At 61.1% G+C, this 19,028-nt stretch carries 15 protein-coding genes; all 15 read right to left on the reverse strand.

Features of this window, described 5'->3' with window-relative positions:
• Window positions 1-2: 2 nt before the first annotated feature.
• From NITMOv2_RS15530 to NITMOv2_RS15600, 15 genes are read right to left on the reverse strand one after another with little or no spacing between them, the layout of a single operon-like run.
• On the reverse strand, window positions 3-269 hold the full coding sequence (locus NITMOv2_RS15530) for an acyl carrier protein (RefSeq protein WP_053380734.1): 267 nt from the start codon (window positions 267-269) through the stop codon (window positions 3-5).
• A 16-nt stretch (window positions 270-285) separates the two neighbouring features.
• Window positions 286-1,326 carry a hypothetical protein gene (locus NITMOv2_RS15535; RefSeq protein ID WP_053380735.1) on the reverse strand — a complete coding sequence of 347 codons (1,041 nt, stop codon included), beginning with the start codon at window positions 1,324-1,326 and terminating at the stop codon, window positions 286-288.
• Window positions 1,327-1,356: 30 nt separating this feature from the next.
• Window positions 1,357-2,490, reverse strand: coding sequence for a polysaccharide deacetylase family protein (locus tag NITMOv2_RS15540; protein WP_145976373.1), 1,134 nt, complete (start codon window positions 2,488-2,490; stop codon window positions 1,357-1,359).
• Complete coding sequence (gene asnB, locus NITMOv2_RS15545) at window positions 2,451-4,337, reverse strand: asparagine synthase (glutamine-hydrolyzing) (protein ID WP_053380737.1); 1,887 nt, start codon at window positions 4,335-4,337, stop codon at window positions 2,451-2,453. The genes NITMOv2_RS15540 and asnB (NITMOv2_RS15545) overlap by 40 nt, the downstream gene beginning before the upstream one ends.
• A gap of 48 nt (window positions 4,338-4,385) precedes the next feature.
• Window positions 4,386-5,204, reverse strand: coding sequence for a class I SAM-dependent methyltransferase (locus NITMOv2_RS15550; protein WP_053380738.1), 819 nt, complete (start codon window positions 5,202-5,204; stop codon window positions 4,386-4,388).
• Window positions 5,205-5,253: 49 nt separating this feature from the next.
• Window positions 5,254-5,895, reverse strand: coding sequence for a tetratricopeptide repeat protein (locus tag NITMOv2_RS15555; protein ID WP_053380739.1), 642 nt, complete (start codon window positions 5,893-5,895; stop codon window positions 5,254-5,256).
• A 39-nt stretch (window positions 5,896-5,934) separates the two neighbouring features.
• Window positions 5,935-7,119, reverse strand: coding sequence for a glycosyltransferase family 4 protein (locus NITMOv2_RS15560; protein ID WP_053380740.1), 1,185 nt, complete (start codon window positions 7,117-7,119; stop codon window positions 5,935-5,937).
• 4 nt (window positions 7,120-7,123) lie between these two features.
• Entirely contained in the window at window positions 7,124-9,010 is a 1,887-nt protein-coding gene (asnB, locus tag NITMOv2_RS15565; RefSeq protein WP_053380741.1) for an asparagine synthase (glutamine-hydrolyzing), read from the reverse strand.
• Complete coding sequence (locus tag NITMOv2_RS15570; protein ID WP_202967246.1) at window positions 8,985-10,217, reverse strand: TIGR03088 family PEP-CTERM/XrtA system glycosyltransferase; 1,233 nt, start codon at window positions 10,215-10,217, stop codon at window positions 8,985-8,987. Before NITMOv2_RS15570 ends, asnB (NITMOv2_RS15565) begins: the two co-directional genes overlap by 26 nt.
• Before the next feature lie 44 nt (window positions 10,218-10,261).
• Complete coding sequence (locus NITMOv2_RS15575) at window positions 10,262-11,419, reverse strand: glycosyltransferase family 2 protein (protein ID WP_202967247.1); 1,158 nt, start codon at window positions 11,417-11,419, stop codon at window positions 10,262-10,264.
• The gene (gene asnB / locus NITMOv2_RS15580; protein ID WP_053380742.1) at window positions 11,416-13,311 is read right to left on the reverse strand and encodes an asparagine synthase (glutamine-hydrolyzing); all 1,896 of its coding nucleotides are present in this window, start codon (window positions 13,309-13,311) and stop codon (window positions 11,416-11,418) included. Before asnB (NITMOv2_RS15580) ends, NITMOv2_RS15575 begins: the two co-directional genes overlap by 4 nt.
• A 34-nt stretch (window positions 13,312-13,345) precedes the next feature.
• Window positions 13,346-14,401, reverse strand: a complete 1,056-nt coding sequence (locus NITMOv2_RS15585) for a FemAB family XrtA/PEP-CTERM system-associated protein (RefSeq protein ID WP_053380743.1) — start codon at window positions 14,399-14,401, stop codon at window positions 13,346-13,348.
• A 33-nt stretch (window positions 14,402-14,434) separates the two neighbouring features.
• A complete protein-coding gene (gene wecB, locus NITMOv2_RS15590; RefSeq protein WP_053380744.1) occupies window positions 14,435-15,553 on the reverse strand; it encodes a non-hydrolyzing UDP-N-acetylglucosamine 2-epimerase in 1,119 nt (372 codons plus the stop codon).
• 55 nt (window positions 15,554-15,608) lie between these two features.
• The gene (gene asnB, locus NITMOv2_RS15595; protein ID WP_053380745.1) at window positions 15,609-17,504 is read right to left on the reverse strand and encodes an asparagine synthase (glutamine-hydrolyzing); all 1,896 of its coding nucleotides are present in this window, start codon (window positions 17,502-17,504) and stop codon (window positions 15,609-15,611) included.
• A 33-nt stretch (window positions 17,505-17,537) separates the two neighbouring features.
• The gene (locus NITMOv2_RS15600) at window positions 17,538-19,025 is read right to left on the reverse strand and encodes a lipopolysaccharide biosynthesis protein (RefSeq protein ID WP_053380746.1); all 1,488 of its coding nucleotides are present in this window, start codon (window positions 19,023-19,025) and stop codon (window positions 17,538-17,540) included.
• Between the last annotated feature and the right edge of the window lie 3 nt (window positions 19,026-19,028).

Consider the following 19,028-nt stretch of genomic DNA (forward strand, 5'->3'; position numbering starts at 1 on the left):
GATTATTGCCGGGACGCGGCAGCCTCGTTGACTTTGTGCTCGACAAACTGCGTCAGGCGGAGCACGCTCTGAAAATGATCGGGAATCAATTCGTCGTCCGCCACGATAATGCCGAATTCCTGTTCGAGAAAGGAGACGAGATCCAGAATCCCGAGTGAATCGATGATCCCGCTCTCCAAGAGATCGTCTTCAGCGGTGATGGGTTTTTTCCGAGCCAGCGGGAACTTGTCCAGCACAAAATTCAGGATGCGCTCTCCGGAATGATTCACCGTTCCCTCCCCTGTCTTAACTATCCCGATCGCCGTGCATGAAGTGCCACGGTGCCTGAGGGTCCTGAAACAGATCGGCCGGTCGCGACGGACCGGGCACGACGACAAACGGACTGGTTTCCCTGGCGCGGAATCCGGCCCGCGTCAAGGCGCTCATCCATGGATGGCCTGCCACCATCGGCGCGCTGATCGTCAGAACCCCGCGCCCCCACAGCTCCTTGGCCAGATGCCGGAGCAGCGCGTCCGGTATAGATTCCAGCTTTACACTGAAGAGGTCAACCAAGATCGCATCTTGCGCCGTCGACGAGAAGACCGCATACCCGCAGACCCTCCCGGATTTCTTGGCGACCAAATACTCATACCGTTCCGACGGATGCTCGACGTAGCGCCAATTCAGATAGTCCGCCGACCGCTCAATGCAGGCGTCATACGCGCCGCCCGTTTCATGCATCAGATCGTCAAACTCGCTGCCGAACCGCCCGGCATACCGTTCTACGGACAGCCCCCGGCTGGCGCCCCTCCTATGGATATCCAACGCCAATCCCAGATTGGCGACCGGGCCCAGCACCCGCGCCAGCCCGGCGCCGCCAAACGCCGTCAGCAACCGGTCCGCGCGCAGCACTCTTGCCATTCGGACCAGGCCGCCCTCCTTCGCGACGCCGATCCGTTTGTAGACCGCCGCCATCTGACGGCTGGGAAAATCGTAGTAGCCGGCCAGCATGGTGGCGTGCTGCACCGCATCGAGCACGGCTCGTTGCAATTGCACCGCAGGGCCGAGCGTTCGATAGTCCGCACTGATGCAAAAGTCGCCCAATACCCATGTCAGCCGCGCATCGCCCCTCACCAGGAGACGGCGGGGAAACGCCGCCGCCACGCCGACCACCGCCCGGGTTGCCGTCTCCTCGGCAATCCATGCGCGGGCTTCCCCGTGCGGATTGCGTTTGTACAGCCAGTCGAAGCGCCGTTCAGTCGAGGTCGGGGTCAGATACCGGCGGAGTGTCTCGATAAGCACCGACCGATCGGACTCGAGATCGGCCGGACGAACAGTGATCGCCATACTCTTGCGCAACCGATCAGACCGGCACGGTTAGGCGGCGTGTGAAGACATCAGCCGGTACCAACTCAGCTTGAAGGCGAAGGTGGGAAGATGTTCCTCCCAGGGGCGCCCTCGTTTCAATTCGAACCGGTCCGCGCCGGGCTCGTTGACGCCGAATTCGGTCGTCACGGCGCATCGGAATCCGGAGGCCTTCAGCACGTCCTTCGTCATATCCGTAAAGTCCGCCTTCGTTCCGTTCGGATAGGCGAACAAAACCGGACGCTCGCCGAGATGCCGCTCCATGGCGGCACAAGACCGCTCGATCTCCGCGACCGTTTCCTGCCTGGACAGACGGGACAGAATCGGGTGCGACGCCGTGTGCGACCCGAACGACACCCCGTGGCCGCGCATGCGTTTCACGTCGTCCCACGTGAGCATCAACTCCGGATCCTCCACCCTTTCCCGCACCTCAAGAGCCCGGCATAACTCGGTGATGCGTCGATTCCGTTCGTCATCGTGGACCTGCCGCAGCGAGGCGAGGACTTGCCCCATGACTCCGATCCGCTCACGGACGGTCCGCAAAGACGCACCGTCGAAGGCAGGGCCGAATCCGCGGATCGCCGGCGCCGCGGTGTCGCGAAATGCGGAAAACACGCGGTCATGCCACAACGTCCGCCCCGTTCCAATGGCATCGGTGGCCAAGAAAATCGTCATCGGGAGGGACAGGCTTTTCACGACGGGGAAGGCATGCAGATAATTATCGCGATACCCATCGTCGAACGTAATGGCCACGGCGTGATCCGGCAGGTCGCCCAGCCGCAACCGCTCCACCGCCTCATCCAACGCACACACATGATGGCGCCGCGCAACGTAGGCCATCTGTTTCTCGAATACGTCGACAGGTGTGGCCGGAAAGAACGGATCATGCTCATCGTTGACCCGGTGATAGGTCAGGATCTGCAAACTGGGCGCTCTCCGCTTCATGACGAACGGAAATACGGCTCCGGCGGCGCCATGGGCGGCGGGCATCATCCGCTTGGCGCACCACCGAAGCAACGCCAACGCTCCGGACACATACAACCCGGTGCAGGCCAGCCGGATCATCTTGGATCGCATGTTCGCCAACGCGCGTCCGTCTTCCATTTTCAGACAGTCGGCCGGCGGTCCCAGTAGGTTCGCAGCCACAACTCCCAGATCATGACATTCCACAGGATGTCGCCATAAAAGGAGCCGGATTCCGTCCGGTGACGCTCCACCAGCTCTTCCAACGCTTTCTTTTTGAACATGCCGCGCTGCACGGTGGTGCTGCCCAGAACGAGCTCATGCATCATGTCGTTCAGGCGCTTGTCAGTGCGCAGCCATACGGGAATGGGCAGTCCGAATCCATGCTTCGTCTTGGTGAGAATCTCCTTCGGCAGGAAATCGGCATAGGTTCGCTTGAAAAACACCCGCAGCTCTCGTGCCGGCATCTTCATGCGCGCGGGCACGCTCATGGCGAACTCCGCCAAGTGATGATCGAGAAACGGGAAACGAACCGCCACCCCGGCCGCCTGCGTCATCCGTGTCACTTTCAACAGGTCATTGTCCGAAATGGTGTGCTTCAAATCGATATACAGCTGACGGTCCAGCTCCGTGACAGCCGGCGCCCGGTGATAATGGTTGTACATCGGGCTATAGGGGTCATAGTCGGCGCCGACCGCCTTGATCACGTCGCCCTCGAACAAGTCCTCCATCGGGATCACGTTGAACAACCCATAGGAGTAGAGGCGTTGCGGCAGCGGGATGCCGGCGCGGCGGATGTACTTTTTGCCCAAGACGAACAGGTTCAGCCCGGTGAGATCAGCCAGGGCCGTCACGGCGGGCTTGACGAACCATTCACGCAGACCTTGAGGCAGGCGCGTATAGTAATCGAAAATCCGTTGCGAGCTGTATCGCTCGTTGCCCGCGAACAATTCATCTCCGCCGTCCCCGGCGTACATCACATCCACGCCCTGTTCCCGCGCCAGCTTGGCGCAAAAATAGGTGGGGATGGCCGAGGCGTTCGCAAACGGCTCGTCGAATGAATCGAGGACGATCGGAATGGCGTCCACGGTGTCTTCTGGGGTGACATAATATTCATGGTGCTCGGCATGAAAATGCCGGGCCGCGATCCTGGCGAACTCCATCTCATTGAAGCGCTGCTCGGCGAATCCAATGGAGAAGGCCTTGACCGGCGCCTTTCCCAGTCGCGTCAGCAAGCCCGTGACCGTGCTGCTGTCGATTCCCCCGCTCAAGAACGATCCGATGCGTCGGTCCGTGTCCGATGACAGCCGAACGGCCACCGCGTCGGTAAGCGACTGCTTCAGCTGCGCGGCCAATTCAGACCGGCGCGCGCGACTGGGACGCGTGAAGTCGACGTTCCAATAGGCACTGACGCGCGCTTCTCCGTCCCGATAGGTCAAGACGTGGCCGGGGGGCAGCTTGTCCACGTGGTCAAACACCGTTCCCGGCGATGTGACGGCCGAAAAGGCCATGATGTCGACGAGAGCCGACATTCTCACCGAGCCGCGACCTAACAGGGAGCCGGCGAGAAGCCCTTTCATCCGCGAAGCGAAGACCAGTTGGTCCCGATCGGCATGGTAGAAGATAGGATGCACACGGAAGCGGTCGGTCACGACATGCAGCGCCTCCTCGCGTCCATCCCATACGGCAATCGCGAAATCTCCCCGCAGCCGGTCAATGAATGACAGCCCCTCTTTCAAGTATTGCTGCAGCACCGCATGGGCGACGGCTTGCCCGGCGGCTCTCCCGTGATCCGTAGCCTGATACACATCGCCGTAGACGGCGGCGTAGAACGGCCGGCCATTGCGGGCTGTTTCAGCAAAGCTTCCCGCGCCGTTCGCGCACACGATCGCCAGACCGGTTGCGTCCTGGCAGATCACTTCCTGATGCTCGCGCTCGGCAAACTGCATGGCGCGAGCCATCGCTTCTACGGCCGGTCGATGGACGGTCGCCCGCCGATCGCTATGGATCACTCCGCACATTCCGCCCATGGCCTGATTCTCCTTGCCTCTTCCGCGGCCCACGCGGCTCGGTGAGCGCTACCGGCCGGACTTCACGGCGAATAAGAGCAGACTCGGGGTCGCGACATGCCCCAGCCAACGCAACAGTGGAAACTGTCTCACGCAGGAAACCAGTCCCTTGAGGATCGGTGTTCTCTTCGACGTATCGATCACATCAAACCGATCCATCGAATGGAACCCCAAGCCCTTCAGCTCGTCGCGGAGCTGATAGAAACTGAACCAGTTGACCGCCGGATACTTGGCGTAGTTCACGAATTGCGGATGGGTTGTGACCGCCAACCGTTCGCAATACCGCTTGAGCCGCCCAGGGTACCAGCTATAGAAAGGCAGCGAAAATTCCTGCTGCTTCGGACAGAGCCGGTTGGTGGTGGAGAGAAACAGCAGTCCCCCCCTCCGGAGCACTCTGGCGACTTCAGTGACACAGGGCCTCCATTCCGCGACGTGCTCCAGCAGCTCCGGAACGAGACAAATGTCCATCGAACCGGTCTCCCAAGGAAGCGCCGTGGCCGTCCCGACCCGAAAATCGATGGTGAGGCCTTCCCGGCCGGCTCGCTCCCGGCCTAAATTCAACAGCGGCTCGTTGATGTCTACACCGTGCACGCGGTGGCCGAGACGGCTCCAGATGATGCTTTGCGCTCCCGCGCCGCACCCTACGTCAGCCACATCGAGCACCGCCGGGGCGGCGGGATTGGCCGTCCTGTACAGCCGAAGCGCTACGTCCCGAATCGACTCGAATCGCTCGGCGGTTTCTTTTGATTGGCTGGCCGCCGCATAATAATCAAAAAACCGCTCGTGGCTCGCGTGCGGGTCGGCTACAGGAGCAGATCGTTCAGTCATGGCATCCTCTCTTCCGTTATGGCACCTCGGCGATCTTCGCCTGCTCGGTTCACCGCGTGTGACCCGTCTGGTCTTTGAGCTTGATCGGCGGATCGTTCTCCTGCTTCTTTGCGGGCTTTTTCTTCACCGGCTCGGGATCGACCAAGAGTTCCCCTTGATATCCCAACTCCCTCGCACGCTGAGAAGCCTGGCGGGCAAGATCCACTTCGCCATTCTTCGCGTAAACCTCCGCCAGCCACACATAGGTCGCGGCAAAATCCGGCGCGATTTCCACCGCTTGATTGAGCTGCGCCAGCCCTTCCTGCACCCGACCGATTTCAGCGAGATATTTGCCGTACTGCGCATGAGTCAGGGCATATTGGGGAAAGAGCTCCAGCGCCCGTTCATAGTAAGGAAGAGGCAATTGTGGAACCTGCGCCACCCTCGCCACGGTTTCGAACAGCAAGAGGGCGCGCGGATGATTGGGGAAGCGGTCCAACGTGAATTTCAGGTCGGCGATCGCCATATTGACGCGTTGAGTTCGAATCCATCGCAACACCCGGTTCGTGTGGTCGCCGTCGATCAGCCTCAAGTCTCTCAAGACCTCGTAGTCTTGATCGGCGGTAAAATAGTCGCTCACGATAGCCCAGGAATGAACGGGGACGACGAGACAGATTCCGACGATCGCGATTAAGGCCGTTCTATGTCTCATGTTTCACCACCTCGCCTTCCAAACGTGTTGAGGACGCCTTCACGCGGCCCTTTTCAAGACTCCGCGAAACACCGTCGATACGGCTTCCGCCGTGGATTCCCACGAATGCTGCCGGGCATGCGCCAGCAACGCATCACGGTTCCACGTCCGCTCCAGCGCCATGGCGAGGCCGTCCGCCATCTCTTTCGGATGGCGGCCGACGATGATCCCGACCTTTTCGGAAGACAGGATTTCCGGAATCCCTCCGGCCGGCACGGCGACGACCGGAGTTCCACAGGCCAGTGATTCCAAGACGACATTCGGCCAGCCCTCCCGGACGCTGGCCAGGCAGAACACGTCGGCGGCGTTGTACCAGGACGCCAACCGCTCGTGCGCGATTTCTCCGACCAACCGTACGTGCCCTGCAACGCCCAGCCGGGACGCCAGGTCTTCGAGAGCAGTCCGAGACGGCCCCTCCCCTACGATGACCAGCAGCACGTCGTTGAAACGACGATCCTGAGCCAGCGTGGCCACGGCTTGAATCAGCAGATCGAATCCCTTCACCGGCGTCAGGTGGCCGACGGAGAGCACAATTCGCCGGGAAGAGAGCCCCAGATCGGCTTTGGCATGAGTCTTGGACATGGGGGAAAACCTGTTGGCATCGACTCCATTGGGAATCACGGTGATCTTGTCCCGCGCGATGCCTAGCGACGCAGCCGCCTCTTTCAGCGCAGCAGACACCGTGATCACACGGTCCGCCTGTTCCAGCGTGTAACGGAGGAGGTGCCGAATGATGACAAAGTCCTTATACCAATTGAGGTCGCTTCCACGGACCGACACCACCACGGGCCGGCGAAGCCATTTGCCCAACAGAACGGCCGCGAAGCCGTCTGGGTAGACGAAGTGCGAATCGATCAGGTCGAAGTCAAACGTTCGCTGGATCCGCCTCAGATGCGGGAGGACCGACAGCGCCAAGAACAGCCCATAGAATGTCATGCCGATCCGCGGCGTCATCAGATAACGGGGATGCGTCACTCCCAATCCCTCAATGACTTCCTTCTTCACCACCTGGCTATACTTCGCTCTGTGGCCCAGCCCGACGGGCGGGTAATAGGGAACCGGCGCCACCACTTTGACCGACACCCCGTCCAATTGGGAAAACACCCGCATCCGTTCCTTGATGAAGATCCCTTGATGGGGGAAGACATTGTTGGGGAAGAGCCCCGTGAAGACAAGAACGTTCATGGAATCACGTATTCGCCGTCCCGAAGCGCTGTTGCCAGAGACGGTACATGAGGATGGTCCACAGCGGGGTGGAGAGATCGCGCAGCCCGCTCTGATGCTGGGTCCATAGCCGTTCGACCCCTTGGCGGTCGAGCATCGGATCCGGTTGGCTCGGAAAGAGTACGGCTTCGGCCATGGGCTTGAGATCGTGTCTCAGCCAGGAAGCCAACGGAACGGCGAACCCCATCTTTTTCCGATACAACACGTCTTCGGGAAGCAACGACTCCAGGGATTTCTTGAAAATATATTTGCCCACCGTGCCGCGCAGCTTCAGCGAAGAGGGGATCCGCGTCGTCAGCTCGATCAGCCGATGGTCGAGCAGCGGGGCGCGCACTTCCAGGGAATTCGCCATGCTGGCGCGATCTACCTTCACCAGAATATCGTCGGGCAGATAGGTCTTCACGTCCACATACTGGATGCGCGACAGGGGATCATTCGTTCCGGCTCGGTCGTAATAGGTCTTGAACAGATCGAGCGTGTCGTACCCGTTCAGCTGGCGGCGCACATCCGGATGGAGCACCTGTCGTTTGGTTTCCGGCCGGCAGGCGGAGACCGATCGGAAATAGCCCTCGATGTGCGAGCAGGCCAGACTTTCAAACGTGGCCTTGCCACGGAATATTCGCGGCGCCCAGTCCGCCTTCGGATAGATCCTCGACAGCGGGCCGAACACAGCTCGTCTGATCGCTCCCGGAATCCTCTCTCGCAGAGCGTTCTCCCGGACGTCCAACAGGTAGCGGCGATAGCCGGCGAAGAATTCATCGCCGCCGTCTCCCGACAAGGCCACGGTCACATGCTCGCGGGCGACTTTTGACACATAGTAGGTCGGGATGGCCGACGAATCGGCGAACGGCTCGTCGTAGTGCCAAACCAGGCGGTCGAGTATCGCCGCGGCATTAGGTTCGACCACTTGCTCGTGATGCTTCGTTGCAAATCGCTTCGCGATAAGCCGCGCATAATCGAGCTCGTCGAACTCTTTGTCCTTGAAGCCGATCGACGAGGTGATGACCGGCTCTCCCATCATCCGGCTCATGATCGCGACGACGGAAGAAGAGTCCACGCCCCCGGAGAGAAACGCGCCGAGCGGCACATCGCTCATGAGGCGAATGCGGACCGCTTCCTGATAGAGCTCCAAAAGCCGCTCGATCCAGTCCTGTTCGGAACGTTCTTCGACCTGCGCGAACGTGAGGTCCCAATATTCGACCTCGCGAAATCCCGCTTCCGAAATCACCGCATAGTGCCCGGGTTTCACTTTGCGGATGTGGCGGAAGATCGATTTCGGCGCCGGCACATAGAGCAAGGAAAAGTAGTCGGAGAGCGCCTCGATGTCGACTTCCCTCCGAATGCCCGGCACCTGAAGAATCGCCTTCATCTCCGACGCGAAGACGCACCGCTTTCCATCGTAGCAGTAGAACAGCGGCTTCTTGCCGACGCGGTCCCGGCCCAGCACCACCCGGCGATTCCTGGCATCCCAAATCGCGATGGCGAACATGCCCCGCAACTGCCGAAAGCAGTCTTCGCCGACCTCCTGATAGAGATAGAGAATGACTTCCGTATCGGATCGCGTCTTGAACCGGTAGCCTTTCTGTTCGAGCCCCTGGCGAAGCTCCGGAAAGTTGTAGATTTCTCCGTTGAACACCACCACGATCGAGCCGTCCTCGGACGACATCGGCTGCTGGCCTCCTTCCAAATCGATAATGGAAAGGCGGCGATGGGCCAGGCCGATCGGGCCGGAAACGTACAGGCCTTCGGCGTCCGGCCCGCGATGGACGATCGTATCCGCCATCGCCTTCACCAGCGGCGCCGTGACCGGCTCTTGCGTGCCGACGTTAAAGATTCCGCACAGGCCGCACATCGTTCGAGACTCCCGACATTGTGGAGCAGCGGTTCTCAACTCGCCGTCCTTTTTCGGCCAACAGCCCGTCATACAGGGCGAGATAGTTCGTCACCATGGCCGCGAGGCTGAAATCAGACTCGGCTTTTTTTCTGGCCTCCGCTCCCTGTCTGGGGGCTAGCTCCCGATCGTCCAGATATCGCCGGATGGCGTTCGCCATTCCGACCGGGTCCGCAGCGGGGACGAGGAACCCCGTCCGTCCGTCTTCGATCAATTCCACGTTGCCTCCCACGGCCGTCGCGATCACCGGCAATCCGCTCGCCATAGCTTCCAAAATCGTGTTGGAGACGCCTTCGGCCAAAGAGGGCAGCACGAACACGTCCAGCGCATTGAGCAGAGCCGGGATATCGGATCGCGCGCCGGGCAGCCAGGCAAACTGCTCGCATTGCTCGGCCCGCAATATCTGCAGTGACTCTTCATAGAGCGGTCCTTCGCCCACGATGATCAGCCGAAGGATCTGCCGGGCCTCGGGGACCGTTTTCAGAATGTGGGCGAACGCGCGGACAAGGGTCACTTGATCTTTGACGACTTGCATTCTCCCCACCGTTCCGATCACCAGCGCCTCAGGAGGAAAGAATCCCGGCGGGCTCCCGGGAACTCCCCGATCCCGGCGCGGGTGGAACCGAATGGTATCCACGCCGTTATAGATCTGCGTGACTCTCGGTCCCGGCACTCCAACGATCTTGACCAGCCATTCGGCCAGGTCCCGGCTCACGGTGACGTAGCGATGCACCAGCAAGCTCATCACTTTGCGAAAGGCATTGTAGGTTCGATTGTGGCCATCGAGATCATAGATTTCGCGGCCGTGCTCGCCGTGGATCCTCCGGGCCGACCCGGCGCAAGCCGAGACGGCGAGAAACTCCAGCGTGGGAAAGTTACGCGTGTGCACGATGGCCGGACGCAAGCGGCGCAGCGCTCTCCAGGCCCGCCTATAGACGCCGAGATCGTGGCCCGGTCGTTTGTGAAGCGCCACGATCGTCACGTCATCCCTCGTGATGCGTTGCTGAAACTCGGTAACATCGGTAAGGCTGACGATGGCATGGCGATAACGGTCCCGCGGCATCCGATTGATGAGATTCACCAGACCGTTCTCCAACCCGCCCATCGCGAGCCTGAATATGACGTGGACGATCAACGGTGGCGCCGTGCTGTCACATCCGCTCTTCACATCAACTCCCCTGCTTCGACTGCCATCGCCCGCACGGACCCTGTTCATCCGCGTTCCGGTGCCCAGATCCGATCGACCCGTCCACCCAAGGCCTTGGTCACGCCCAGCAACGCGGCCAGATTCACCAGGTAGAAATAAAAGACCGTTTGGATCACTTTCGCGGTACCGCCGAGCGACGAGGACACGAACGGCCCGATCACCGCCAGCAGGACGCTCGTCACCCCGCCCCATACGCCGAGCCGATAAACCAACCCCAGATCATACGCAGCGACGCAGCCGGCGAATCCGATCATGACGAACGGCAACACCAGCCATCGGAGCACTTTGTGGGACCACACTTGCCAGGCGAACAGGCCGACTTTCGAGGGATTCAGGATTCCCGCCACGCTCATGACTCCCCGCCAACTCCGGTTGACGATCCGCCGCTTTCGGCGGAACTCTTTTCGAAAATCACCGGCGGAGGGTTCCAGCCCGATCGCGGTCGGTTCGAAGACCGCCCGATATCCTTTGGTGACGATTTGCAGCGGGACGACCAGATCGTTGATGGTCTCAGGCGACAGCGGCTGATAGAGATGCCGGCGGATGGCGAAGATCGCGCCATCCCCGCCGACCGTGCTGCCCACGATGCTTTCCATCGACCGGATGTACCGCTCATAGCCCCAATAACTGTTCTCCTGAGCATGGGCGGCCGAGTCGGGGTCGTCGGCGTACTGCGAATCCCCCGTCGCACAGCCGACCGAGGGATCGGCGAAATTCCTCACGAGCCGCCGGATCGTATCGGACCGATACATAATATTGGCGTCGCTGAACACGACGATATCGCCTTTGGCCTGCTGCATCGCGGCGTTGAGGCCGACGGTCTTGCCGCCCCGCTCGGCCATCCGCAGCAGTGTGACGCCTTGGCCGGCGAACGACCGTACGATGTCGTCGGTGGCGTCCGTCGAGGCGTCCGAGATCACCATGATCTCGAGCTTCTGCATCGGATAATCGAGCGCCACCGCATTGCGGAGTTTGTCTCCGATGACATGCGCTTCATTGAACGCGCTGATCAACAACGTCACCGAGGGCTCGATGTCCACCTGCCGCAGCGGCCGCGGCCTGGCCCAGGCCAACAGACCGATCAGAATCGGATAGCCGACATACACGTAGGCCACGAGCAAGGCCGCGGCCCAGGCCAGCAGAGCGCCGGTCGAGCCCATCATGGCAGCCTCACCTGAAACCGCTCGCGCCACAATTCGAAGACGACCAAGGCCATGATGCCCTCCGTAAGGTCTTCCTTCCGTGCATCGTGCACCGCCAGCATGGTCCGTACCGTGTCGGGATTGAACAGGCCGCCTCGGCGCAATCGTTCAGGATCCAACATCTGGGCGACCATGGGCTTCAGATCCTCACGAAGCCAGGTTCCCATCGGCGTGCCGAACCCGCGTTTGGAACGATTCAACACGAAATCCGGCACCACCCCTTTCAACGCCGCCTTGAGCAACCGCTTCAGCTGAAACCGGCGAAGGCGATAGCGGCTCGGCACCTGCGCCACGAAATCCACGACCCGGTTATCCAGAAACGGCACACGCACTTCCAACGAGGTCGCCATTCCCATTTTGTCCGACAGCAGCAGCAAACTTTCCGGCAACACCGTTTTGGCGTCGACATAGGCGAGTCGGTCCACCGGCTCCACGGCAGCGGCCTGCTCGTACAGGGCAACCAGCTCCTCGCCGGGATCGACGCTTCCGAGCGGGCGGGACAGCAATGCGTTGACCTGCTCAGCGGAAAGGACAGAAAGCAACGAGAGGTATTGCTCCCCCATCGAGAGATGCAGGGCACGGCCCAAGGCCTTTCCATAGCGCCCCAGATTGCCGAAGACCGACCCCCGATCCGCGCTGAGGCGCCGCTCCAACTGACTCCCCACTGCTTGCCGCGTCGCGGCGGGAATCCACGACAGGGTATTCCACAGCGAGGCGCCCAGGTACCGCCGGTATCCGCCGAAAAGTTCGTCCCCTCCCAATCCCGACAGCGCCACTTTCACGTGCCGATGGGCCAACTCCGACACCAGATACGACAAAATGAAGGAGGTATCGGTCAACGGCTCGTCCAGCTTCTCGATCAATTCCGGCAGCAACTCGACGACGTTCGGATGCACGATCAAGGTTTCATGCTTGGTCCCCAACGCCTTGGCCGCCGCCTCGGCGAACGGCGCCTCGTTGTGATAGGCGTGCCGCGCGTCGAACCCGATGCTGAAGGTCTGCACCCGGTGCGTGGACGCCTCCCGCATGAACGCGACGATCCCCGTCGAATCCACGCCGCCGCTCAGAAAGGCCCCCAACGGCACGTCGCTGACCATCTGGTCCACGACGGCCTCGCGCAGCACGTCACGGAGCCGGTCGCGGGACTCCTCGAATGACCAGATCGCCGTCGGCTGCTTGAACTCCCAATCCCAGTAGCGGTGGAGATCGACCCGCCCCTTTTCCGCGGTGAGGCTCCAGCCGGCAGGCAGCTTGCGGATGTCTTGAAACAGCGTGTCCGGCGCGGGCACGAACCCAAGACGGAAATAGCGCGCCGCCGATTCCATATCGAGCACGCGCGATACTTCGGGCAGCGCCAGCAGCGCCTTGATCTCGGATGCAAACGCCAATTTGCCGCCCAACTGAACGTAGTACAGCGGCTTGATCCCCATGCGATCGCGGGCAAGGAACAGCCGCTGGCGCCGATGGTCCCACACGGCGAAGGCGAACATGCCGTTGAAGTGTTTCACGCAATCCGGTCCGTCTTCTTCATAGGCGTGCACGATGACTTCCGTATCGCTTTTGGTTTTGAAGCGATGGCCTCGACGCTCCAACTCGTCGCGGAGCGCATGGAAGTTGTAAATCTCTCCGTTGAAGACTACGGTGACGGTGCCGTCTTCATTGTCGATGGGCTGGTGTCCTCCGCCCACGTCGATGATGCTGAGCCGGCGCATACCGAGGCCGATCGACTCCTGGGCGAAGAGGCCTTCATCGTCCGGGCCGCGATGGACGATCGCGCGGCACATCGTGCGAACGTGCGTCCGCACGACCTCGGGATCCTCCGCCCATCGATACAGTCCGACTATGCCGCACATGACCGCCTCGTTTGCGCTCGTTCGTTCGACATCGTCAGTTGGTCAGGTACTTTCTGATCCGGGGTCCGAGTGCCGCGGTCAAGCCGACAGGAAGCCGCCGCCACGCTCCACGCAACAATCGATACTTCAGGCCGGTCCCATCGATGGTATTCCCGCTCCCGGCATCCGCGGACAGCAGGTACCAAAACAGCGGCACGGGCTGAGCTCCCCACTGCCGTTTGAAATCGTAGGTTCCGGATCCCACGGAAGACCGCCCGAAGTCGAACTGCTTGAATCCCTGCGCGCACCGATCTTGAATCTCATGCCAGTACAAGAGATTGTTCGGACATTTCGGAAAATACTCCCTCAGGGCGGAGGCCCAGGGGACCAAGACGGTGTCTTTAAAACAGAGACCGATCAAGCCGCCCACCGTCTTGCCTCCCTCACGGACCAGCCGTACCCGCAACTGGGAGCCAAACTCCTGCGCCATACTGGTAAAGAAGCTCAGGCCGTGCACCGGCGAGCCCAGATCCCGCATGTTCACCACAAAGACGCGATAGAAGTCCGCGAGCAACTCGGGGCCCCCCACGACGGTGGACAATCCGCTTTTTTCGGCCTTCCTCACCTGGTTGCGCACTTTGGCCGGCAGTCCCTTCCAAATGCCCGCCTCTCCCCCGGAGAGATCCAGCACCATCGTCACCTTGTCCCGGCGGGGTTCCGGGAGATCGGATATTTCCGCTCCCTGCCGAAGTTCGATCGCCGTTGACGTGGACATTCCGCTCAAACGCCGTGCCTCGTCGATGAGTCGATGCGCAATTTCACGATCGTCTGCGCAGACCCCTCCGTAGTCCAGAAACGGCATGGAGGCCAGCACGGATCCCAGCATGGGACTTTTGACGACGACCAACGGCAGGATCCCGCGCACGATTCCCGATTGCCGGGCGATCAAATAGGTCGAGGCATGCCCATAGGCCTGGCGAATGACGGCGCGCCATTTCCATTCGTGGCCTAGCGCCGCTGCGGGGGCCCTCAAGACATACTGCGACCAGTCGGACTCGTCCTCTTCTCCGGCGCGACTGATTGATACCGCAACGTCTTCGACCCTCTGCATAGATAACCTAGCCGGACGTGACGACCGGTAGCCTCAGCGGCACCGTTCCAGAATGATCGAGACGATCCGTTTCGCCGCATGCCCATCCCAGAGAGGAGGGGGCGAGGGAGCAACCCGCGGACCTTTGAGGACCCGCATCGCTTCCTCGACGATCTTCTCCGGCGAAGTACCGACCAAACGATTCGTCCCGTGCGAGATCGTGACCGGACGCTCCGTGTTTTCCCGCAGCGTCAGGCACGGGATACCCAGCGCGGTGGTTTCCTCCTGGATGCCGCCGGAATCCGTCAAAATAAGCCTGGCGCCGGCCACCAGCGCCATGAAGTCGAGATACCCGAGCGGATCCAAACACCAGATCCCGGGCCCTTGAACGGTCCCCGAGCCGGTGAAGCGCAACAGCGCGTTCAACTCCTGGGTGTCCTCAAGCCGCTTGCGGGTCCGCGGATGCACGGGGAACACGATCGGTTGCTCGCGTCCGATCTCCGCGATGGCTTCCAACAGGCCGCGCAGCACGGCCGGTTGATCGACGTTCGACGGCCGGTGCAGGGTCAAGACTCCGTACTGGCCCTTCGTCACGCCGAGTTGCTCCTGGATCGACGATCGTTCCCACATGCGGCGGGACGCCTCCAGCGAATCGATCATGACGTTCCCGACGAAAAACACCCGCGCCATGTCGGCGCCTTCGGCTGCGAGGTTCTTCATCCCGCTTTCTTCGCTGACGAACAGGTACGTGGACACGGCGTCCGTCACCAGCCGATTGATTTCCTCCGGCATGCTGCGATCGAAGCTGCGCAATCCGGCCTCGACATGCGCGACGGGAATCTGCAGCTTCGCCGCCGTCACCGCTGCGGCCAGCGTCGAATTGACGTCTCCCACCACCAGCACCAAATCCGGGCGCTGCTGCTCCATGACGGGCTCGATGCGCTTCATGACTTCGGCGGTTTGAAATGCATGCGAGCCGGACCCTACGTCCAACGAGACATCCGGTGAAGGAATGCCGAGATCCTCGAAGAACCTCCCGGCCATTTTCACGTCATAATGCTGGCCGGTATGGACCAGCAGCGGTTCAACGCCCTGGCGAGCGCGCATCTCTCTGATGAGCGGGGCGATCTTGATGAAGTTCGGCCGGGCGCCGACGATGTTCATGATCTTCATGCGTGAATGAGGCTCCTCTTCTGACGCTGCGTAAAAGCTGCACCTACCGCGATGTTTACGCGGCAGGCACAGGATTCTGCTTCATATTTTCCGCCCACGTTTCAAACTGGGCGACATTGAACAGCCGCCCTGACACATCGAGCGCTCCCTGCTGATGCCGATCCAAATCCTTGAGCACTTCATCGACTTGATAGATCCCCCGTTCCCGAGCCTCTTGACTGGAAAGAATGTCCTTCAGGGGCTTGTACAGGTCTCGGGCCAGCCATTTGTTGACCGGCGTGGGAAATCCCATTTTGTCGGCCCGGGATCGGACGGACTCCGGAATGCGTCCCCGCATCGCTTCGCGCAGCACGAATTTGTTCAGTCCCCCGCGGAGCTTCCATTCAGTCGGCAAACTGAACAACAGGCTGACCAGCCGATAATCCATGAACGGCAGCCGGGCTTCCACCGAATGAGCCATCGAATTGCGGTCTTCCACACGCAAATAAATCGGCAGCGGCGACCGTTCGACGGAGCGCTTCAGAGAGGTCTCGATCCTGCCGTCCATTCCGGCGAAATCATCGGCCGGCAGATTGGAGACCAGTTCCCGGCGAAACCAAGGATTGGCCTGATTCGCCGCCTGTCTCTTTCCGGTGATGTATCGGTGATAGGGGCGGAGGCGAAACATCTCCCACTGGCAGGCCTGCTTCAGCGCAGTCGCGATATGCGCGGCCCAATGGCCCCCGTGCAGGGCGGTGTACGCTCCGACTTCACTCCACAGGTGCTGTATGCGGCCCTCCATCGCAAGCGTCCGCCAATATTCCTGGAAATAATTGAAGTACCCGGCCGCCGTTTCGTCCGCTCCCTGTCCGTTCAGCACCACTTTCACGCCATTCGCCCTAGCTAAGCCCATCAATTCGTAGCCGATCATGGCCGTCATGGAATGGACCGGCTCATCCTGAAACCACAGAAATTTCCCCAACCGATCCCATAAACCGGATGGTGTCATCTGCAGTACTTTGAGGATGGCATGGGTCTGCTCCAGCGTATCGGCGATGTAGCGCGTTTCGTCGTATTCCTCCGGCATATAGCAGAACGCCAACAGCGGCGTTCCGAATTCGCTCGCCATCCCGCCCTTGATGCGGGCCATGGAACAGATGATGGACGTGGAATCGAGACCGCCCGACAAACAGACCCCGACCGGGACGTCGCTGCGCATCCGAAGGGCGACGGCGTCTTCGAAGAGGCCGCGGAAGCGTTCCACCGGATTCCCTGCGTCTGCTGTCTGAGCGGGAGCCATCGACCAATACGACCATTCGGTCCAACGGCCGTCCGGCGTGACTTCGAATGCGCTGCCGGGTCTGATCGCCTCGATGCCGTCGAAGAATGTCTCGCCCCCTTCGTCCAGCGCCCCTTGCAGCAGAAACTTGGACGCGATCTTCCAGTTGATTCCGCCCCGATACAAGCCCGACGCGCGAATGGCCTTGATTTCTGACGCCAGACAGACACCGCCGGCATGGCGATAGCGGTACAACGGTTTCACCCCGAACCGGTCCCGCGAGCCGAACAGGACGCCTCGTTGGCGGTCATAAATCAGAACCGCCCACATGCCGTTCAGTTTCGCCAGACAGTTCTTTCCCCACGTCGCATAGGCCTGCAGAAGAACCTCCGAGTCGCCGTGGGATCTGAATCGGCAGCCGAGGCGCTCCAATTCCTCCCGCAGCTCGAGGTAATTGTAGATTTCCCCGTTGAACACCATGACGAAATTGCCGTCGCCGCTCAGCATCGGCTGATGCGCGGCCGGAGTGAGATCCAGAATAGACAGGCGTCGGAAACACAGGCCCACCGGCCCTTCCTGATGGATGCCGCTGTCGTCCGGGCCTCGATGGTAGAGGCTCGCGGCCATCCGCTCCAGCCGTCGCGGCTCGACCGACGCTCCGTCGAAGTTCAATATTCCGGCAAATCCGCACATCGCGCTATAGTTCCCGACCGCTTCGATCCATCGTTAGGCGATCCCCGTCCGGATAACGCGCAGGAACGAGCGGACCCGTTCGCCATGGATGCTGAGGGCCGTCAAGGCATACACGGCGGCGCCCGTGCCGACCTCCGCCGCGAATCGCATCCCCAACGGCCACCCTTGGGGCATGGCCTGCTTGACGACTATCACCGCCGCCAACATACAGAGACAGCCGATCATGGCTGGACGCAGCGCGGCCAGATACTGCCCCACCGTCACATCGATTTTCTTGAAGACAAACCAGTTCGTTTGTGTCGCGGCCAGCGGATGCACGATGAGCCATGCCAGCGCGATCCCTCGGGTGCCCCATCCGCTCAGCAGGTAAAAGGTGACGGGCAACACGATGGCGACTCCCAACGCGTTCCACATGCCGAGACGCGACCCGCCGGTCACGAACAAGATTTGCGGAGGAAGCGTCTGGATCGCGCGAAACGCGGCATAGAAGGCCAGGACTTGAAGCGGCGGGACGACGCCCGCCCACTTGTCTCCGAGCACCAACAAGACGAATTCTTCCGCCACCAAGGCGATCCCCGCCGTCGCGGGGAAAATGACCAGAGAAAATCCTTCCGTCAGCGAGAGAAAGTATCGGCGCAACGCGGGGGCATCTTTTTGGACGGCGGCGAACAATGACGTCGTGACCTGATTGACGACGGCGGCGATTTTTTCGACCGGCACCATGGCGAGAGACAGCGCCATGCCGTAGAAGCCGAGCGCCGCCTGTCCCAGCACTTTGCCCGTAATGACGGAGTCCGCGTTCGACTGGATGCACCACGACAAGCGCGCCAGCACGATATGCCAGCTGAAAGTCATGGCCTCCTTCAGTGATGCCATGGACGGTGTCGCGAACGGATGGGTACGCACGACCAGCGTGGCGATCGTGCCGCTCAGCGTCCCGACGAGACCGCCGGCCACCAGTGTCCAGTATCCGAACCCGAGCGCGGCCATGAGGACCATGGCCGCCGCCTGAACGAAGACCTGCAGCCCGTCGATCAACGCCAGCACTCGAAACCGCAATTCCTTCTGCAGCAGTGCGCCCGGCACCGTTCGGAATCCCGCAAACAGGAATCCGCCCGCCATAACGACCACGACCCAGACGACATCGGAGGTGTCATAAAACGCGCTCAACGGCACGGCGGCGGCGCAGGACAAGAGGAACCCGGCGACACCCAGCGCCACGGAGACACTGTTGAGCTGCGCGACGACGCGTTGATTGAGGTCGCGCAGGGACACAATGGTGATTCCGACGCCGAACTCATTGAGCAGCGCGACAAGACCGATAAACGTCCCGGCCATGCCGACAAGACCATAGTCCTCGGGCCGCAGCATCCGGGCGACGAAGATCGTCGTGATCCATGACACGATCTGGCTCGACCATTTCACCAGCCCGGTCCAAAACATGCCCTTAATCAGAGAGCGGTCCAGGAATTTGGTGTCCGATGAGGCCAGGCCGGCGGATGGCGCGATAGAATTGGACATGCC

This window comes from Nitrospira moscoviensis (assembly GCF_001273775.1).
GTDB classification, from domain to species: Bacteria; Nitrospirota; Nitrospiria; order Nitrospirales; family Nitrospiraceae; genus Nitrospira_D; species Nitrospira_D moscoviensis.

Coding starts and splice junctions, on each gene's coding strand:
- NITMOv2_RS15535 (WP_053380735.1), bottom strand. CDS start 1,326: ATGGCGATCACTGTTCGTCCGGCCGATCTCGAGTCCGATCGGTCGGTG.
- asnB (WP_053380737.1), bottom strand. CDS start 4,337: ATGGGCGGAATGTGCGGAGTGATCCATAGCGATCGGCGGGCGACCGTC.
- NITMOv2_RS15550 (WP_053380738.1), bottom strand. CDS start 5,204: ATGACTGAACGATCTGCTCCTGTAGCCGACCCGCACGCGAGCCACGAG.
- NITMOv2_RS15555 (WP_053380739.1), bottom strand. CDS start 5,895: ATGAGACATAGAACGGCCTTAATCGCGATCGTCGGAATCTGTCTCGTC.
- NITMOv2_RS15560 (WP_053380740.1), bottom strand. CDS start 7,119: ATGAACGTTCTTGTCTTCACGGGGCTCTTCCCCAACAATGTCTTCCCC.
- asnB (WP_053380741.1), bottom strand. CDS start 9,010: ATGTGCGGCCTGTGCGGAATCTTTAACGTCGGCACGCAAGAGCCGGTC.
- NITMOv2_RS15575 (WP_202967247.1), bottom strand. CDS start 11,419: ATGATGGGCTCGACCGGCGCTCTGCTGGCCTGGGCCGCGGCCTTGCTC.
- asnB (WP_053380742.1), bottom strand. CDS start 13,311: ATGTGCGGCATAGTCGGACTGTATCGATGGGCGGAGGATCCCGAGGTC.
- NITMOv2_RS15585 (WP_053380743.1), bottom strand. CDS start 14,401: ATGCAGAGGGTCGAAGACGTTGCGGTATCAATCAGTCGCGCCGGAGAA.
- wecB (WP_053380744.1), bottom strand. CDS start 15,553: ATGAAGATCATGAACATCGTCGGCGCCCGGCCGAACTTCATCAAGATC.
- asnB (WP_053380745.1), bottom strand. CDS start 17,504: ATGTGCGGATTTGCCGGAATATTGAACTTCGACGGAGCGTCGGTCGAG.
- NITMOv2_RS15600 (WP_053380746.1), bottom strand. CDS start 19,025: ATGTCCAATTCTATCGCGCCATCCGCCGGCCTGGCCTCATCGGACACC.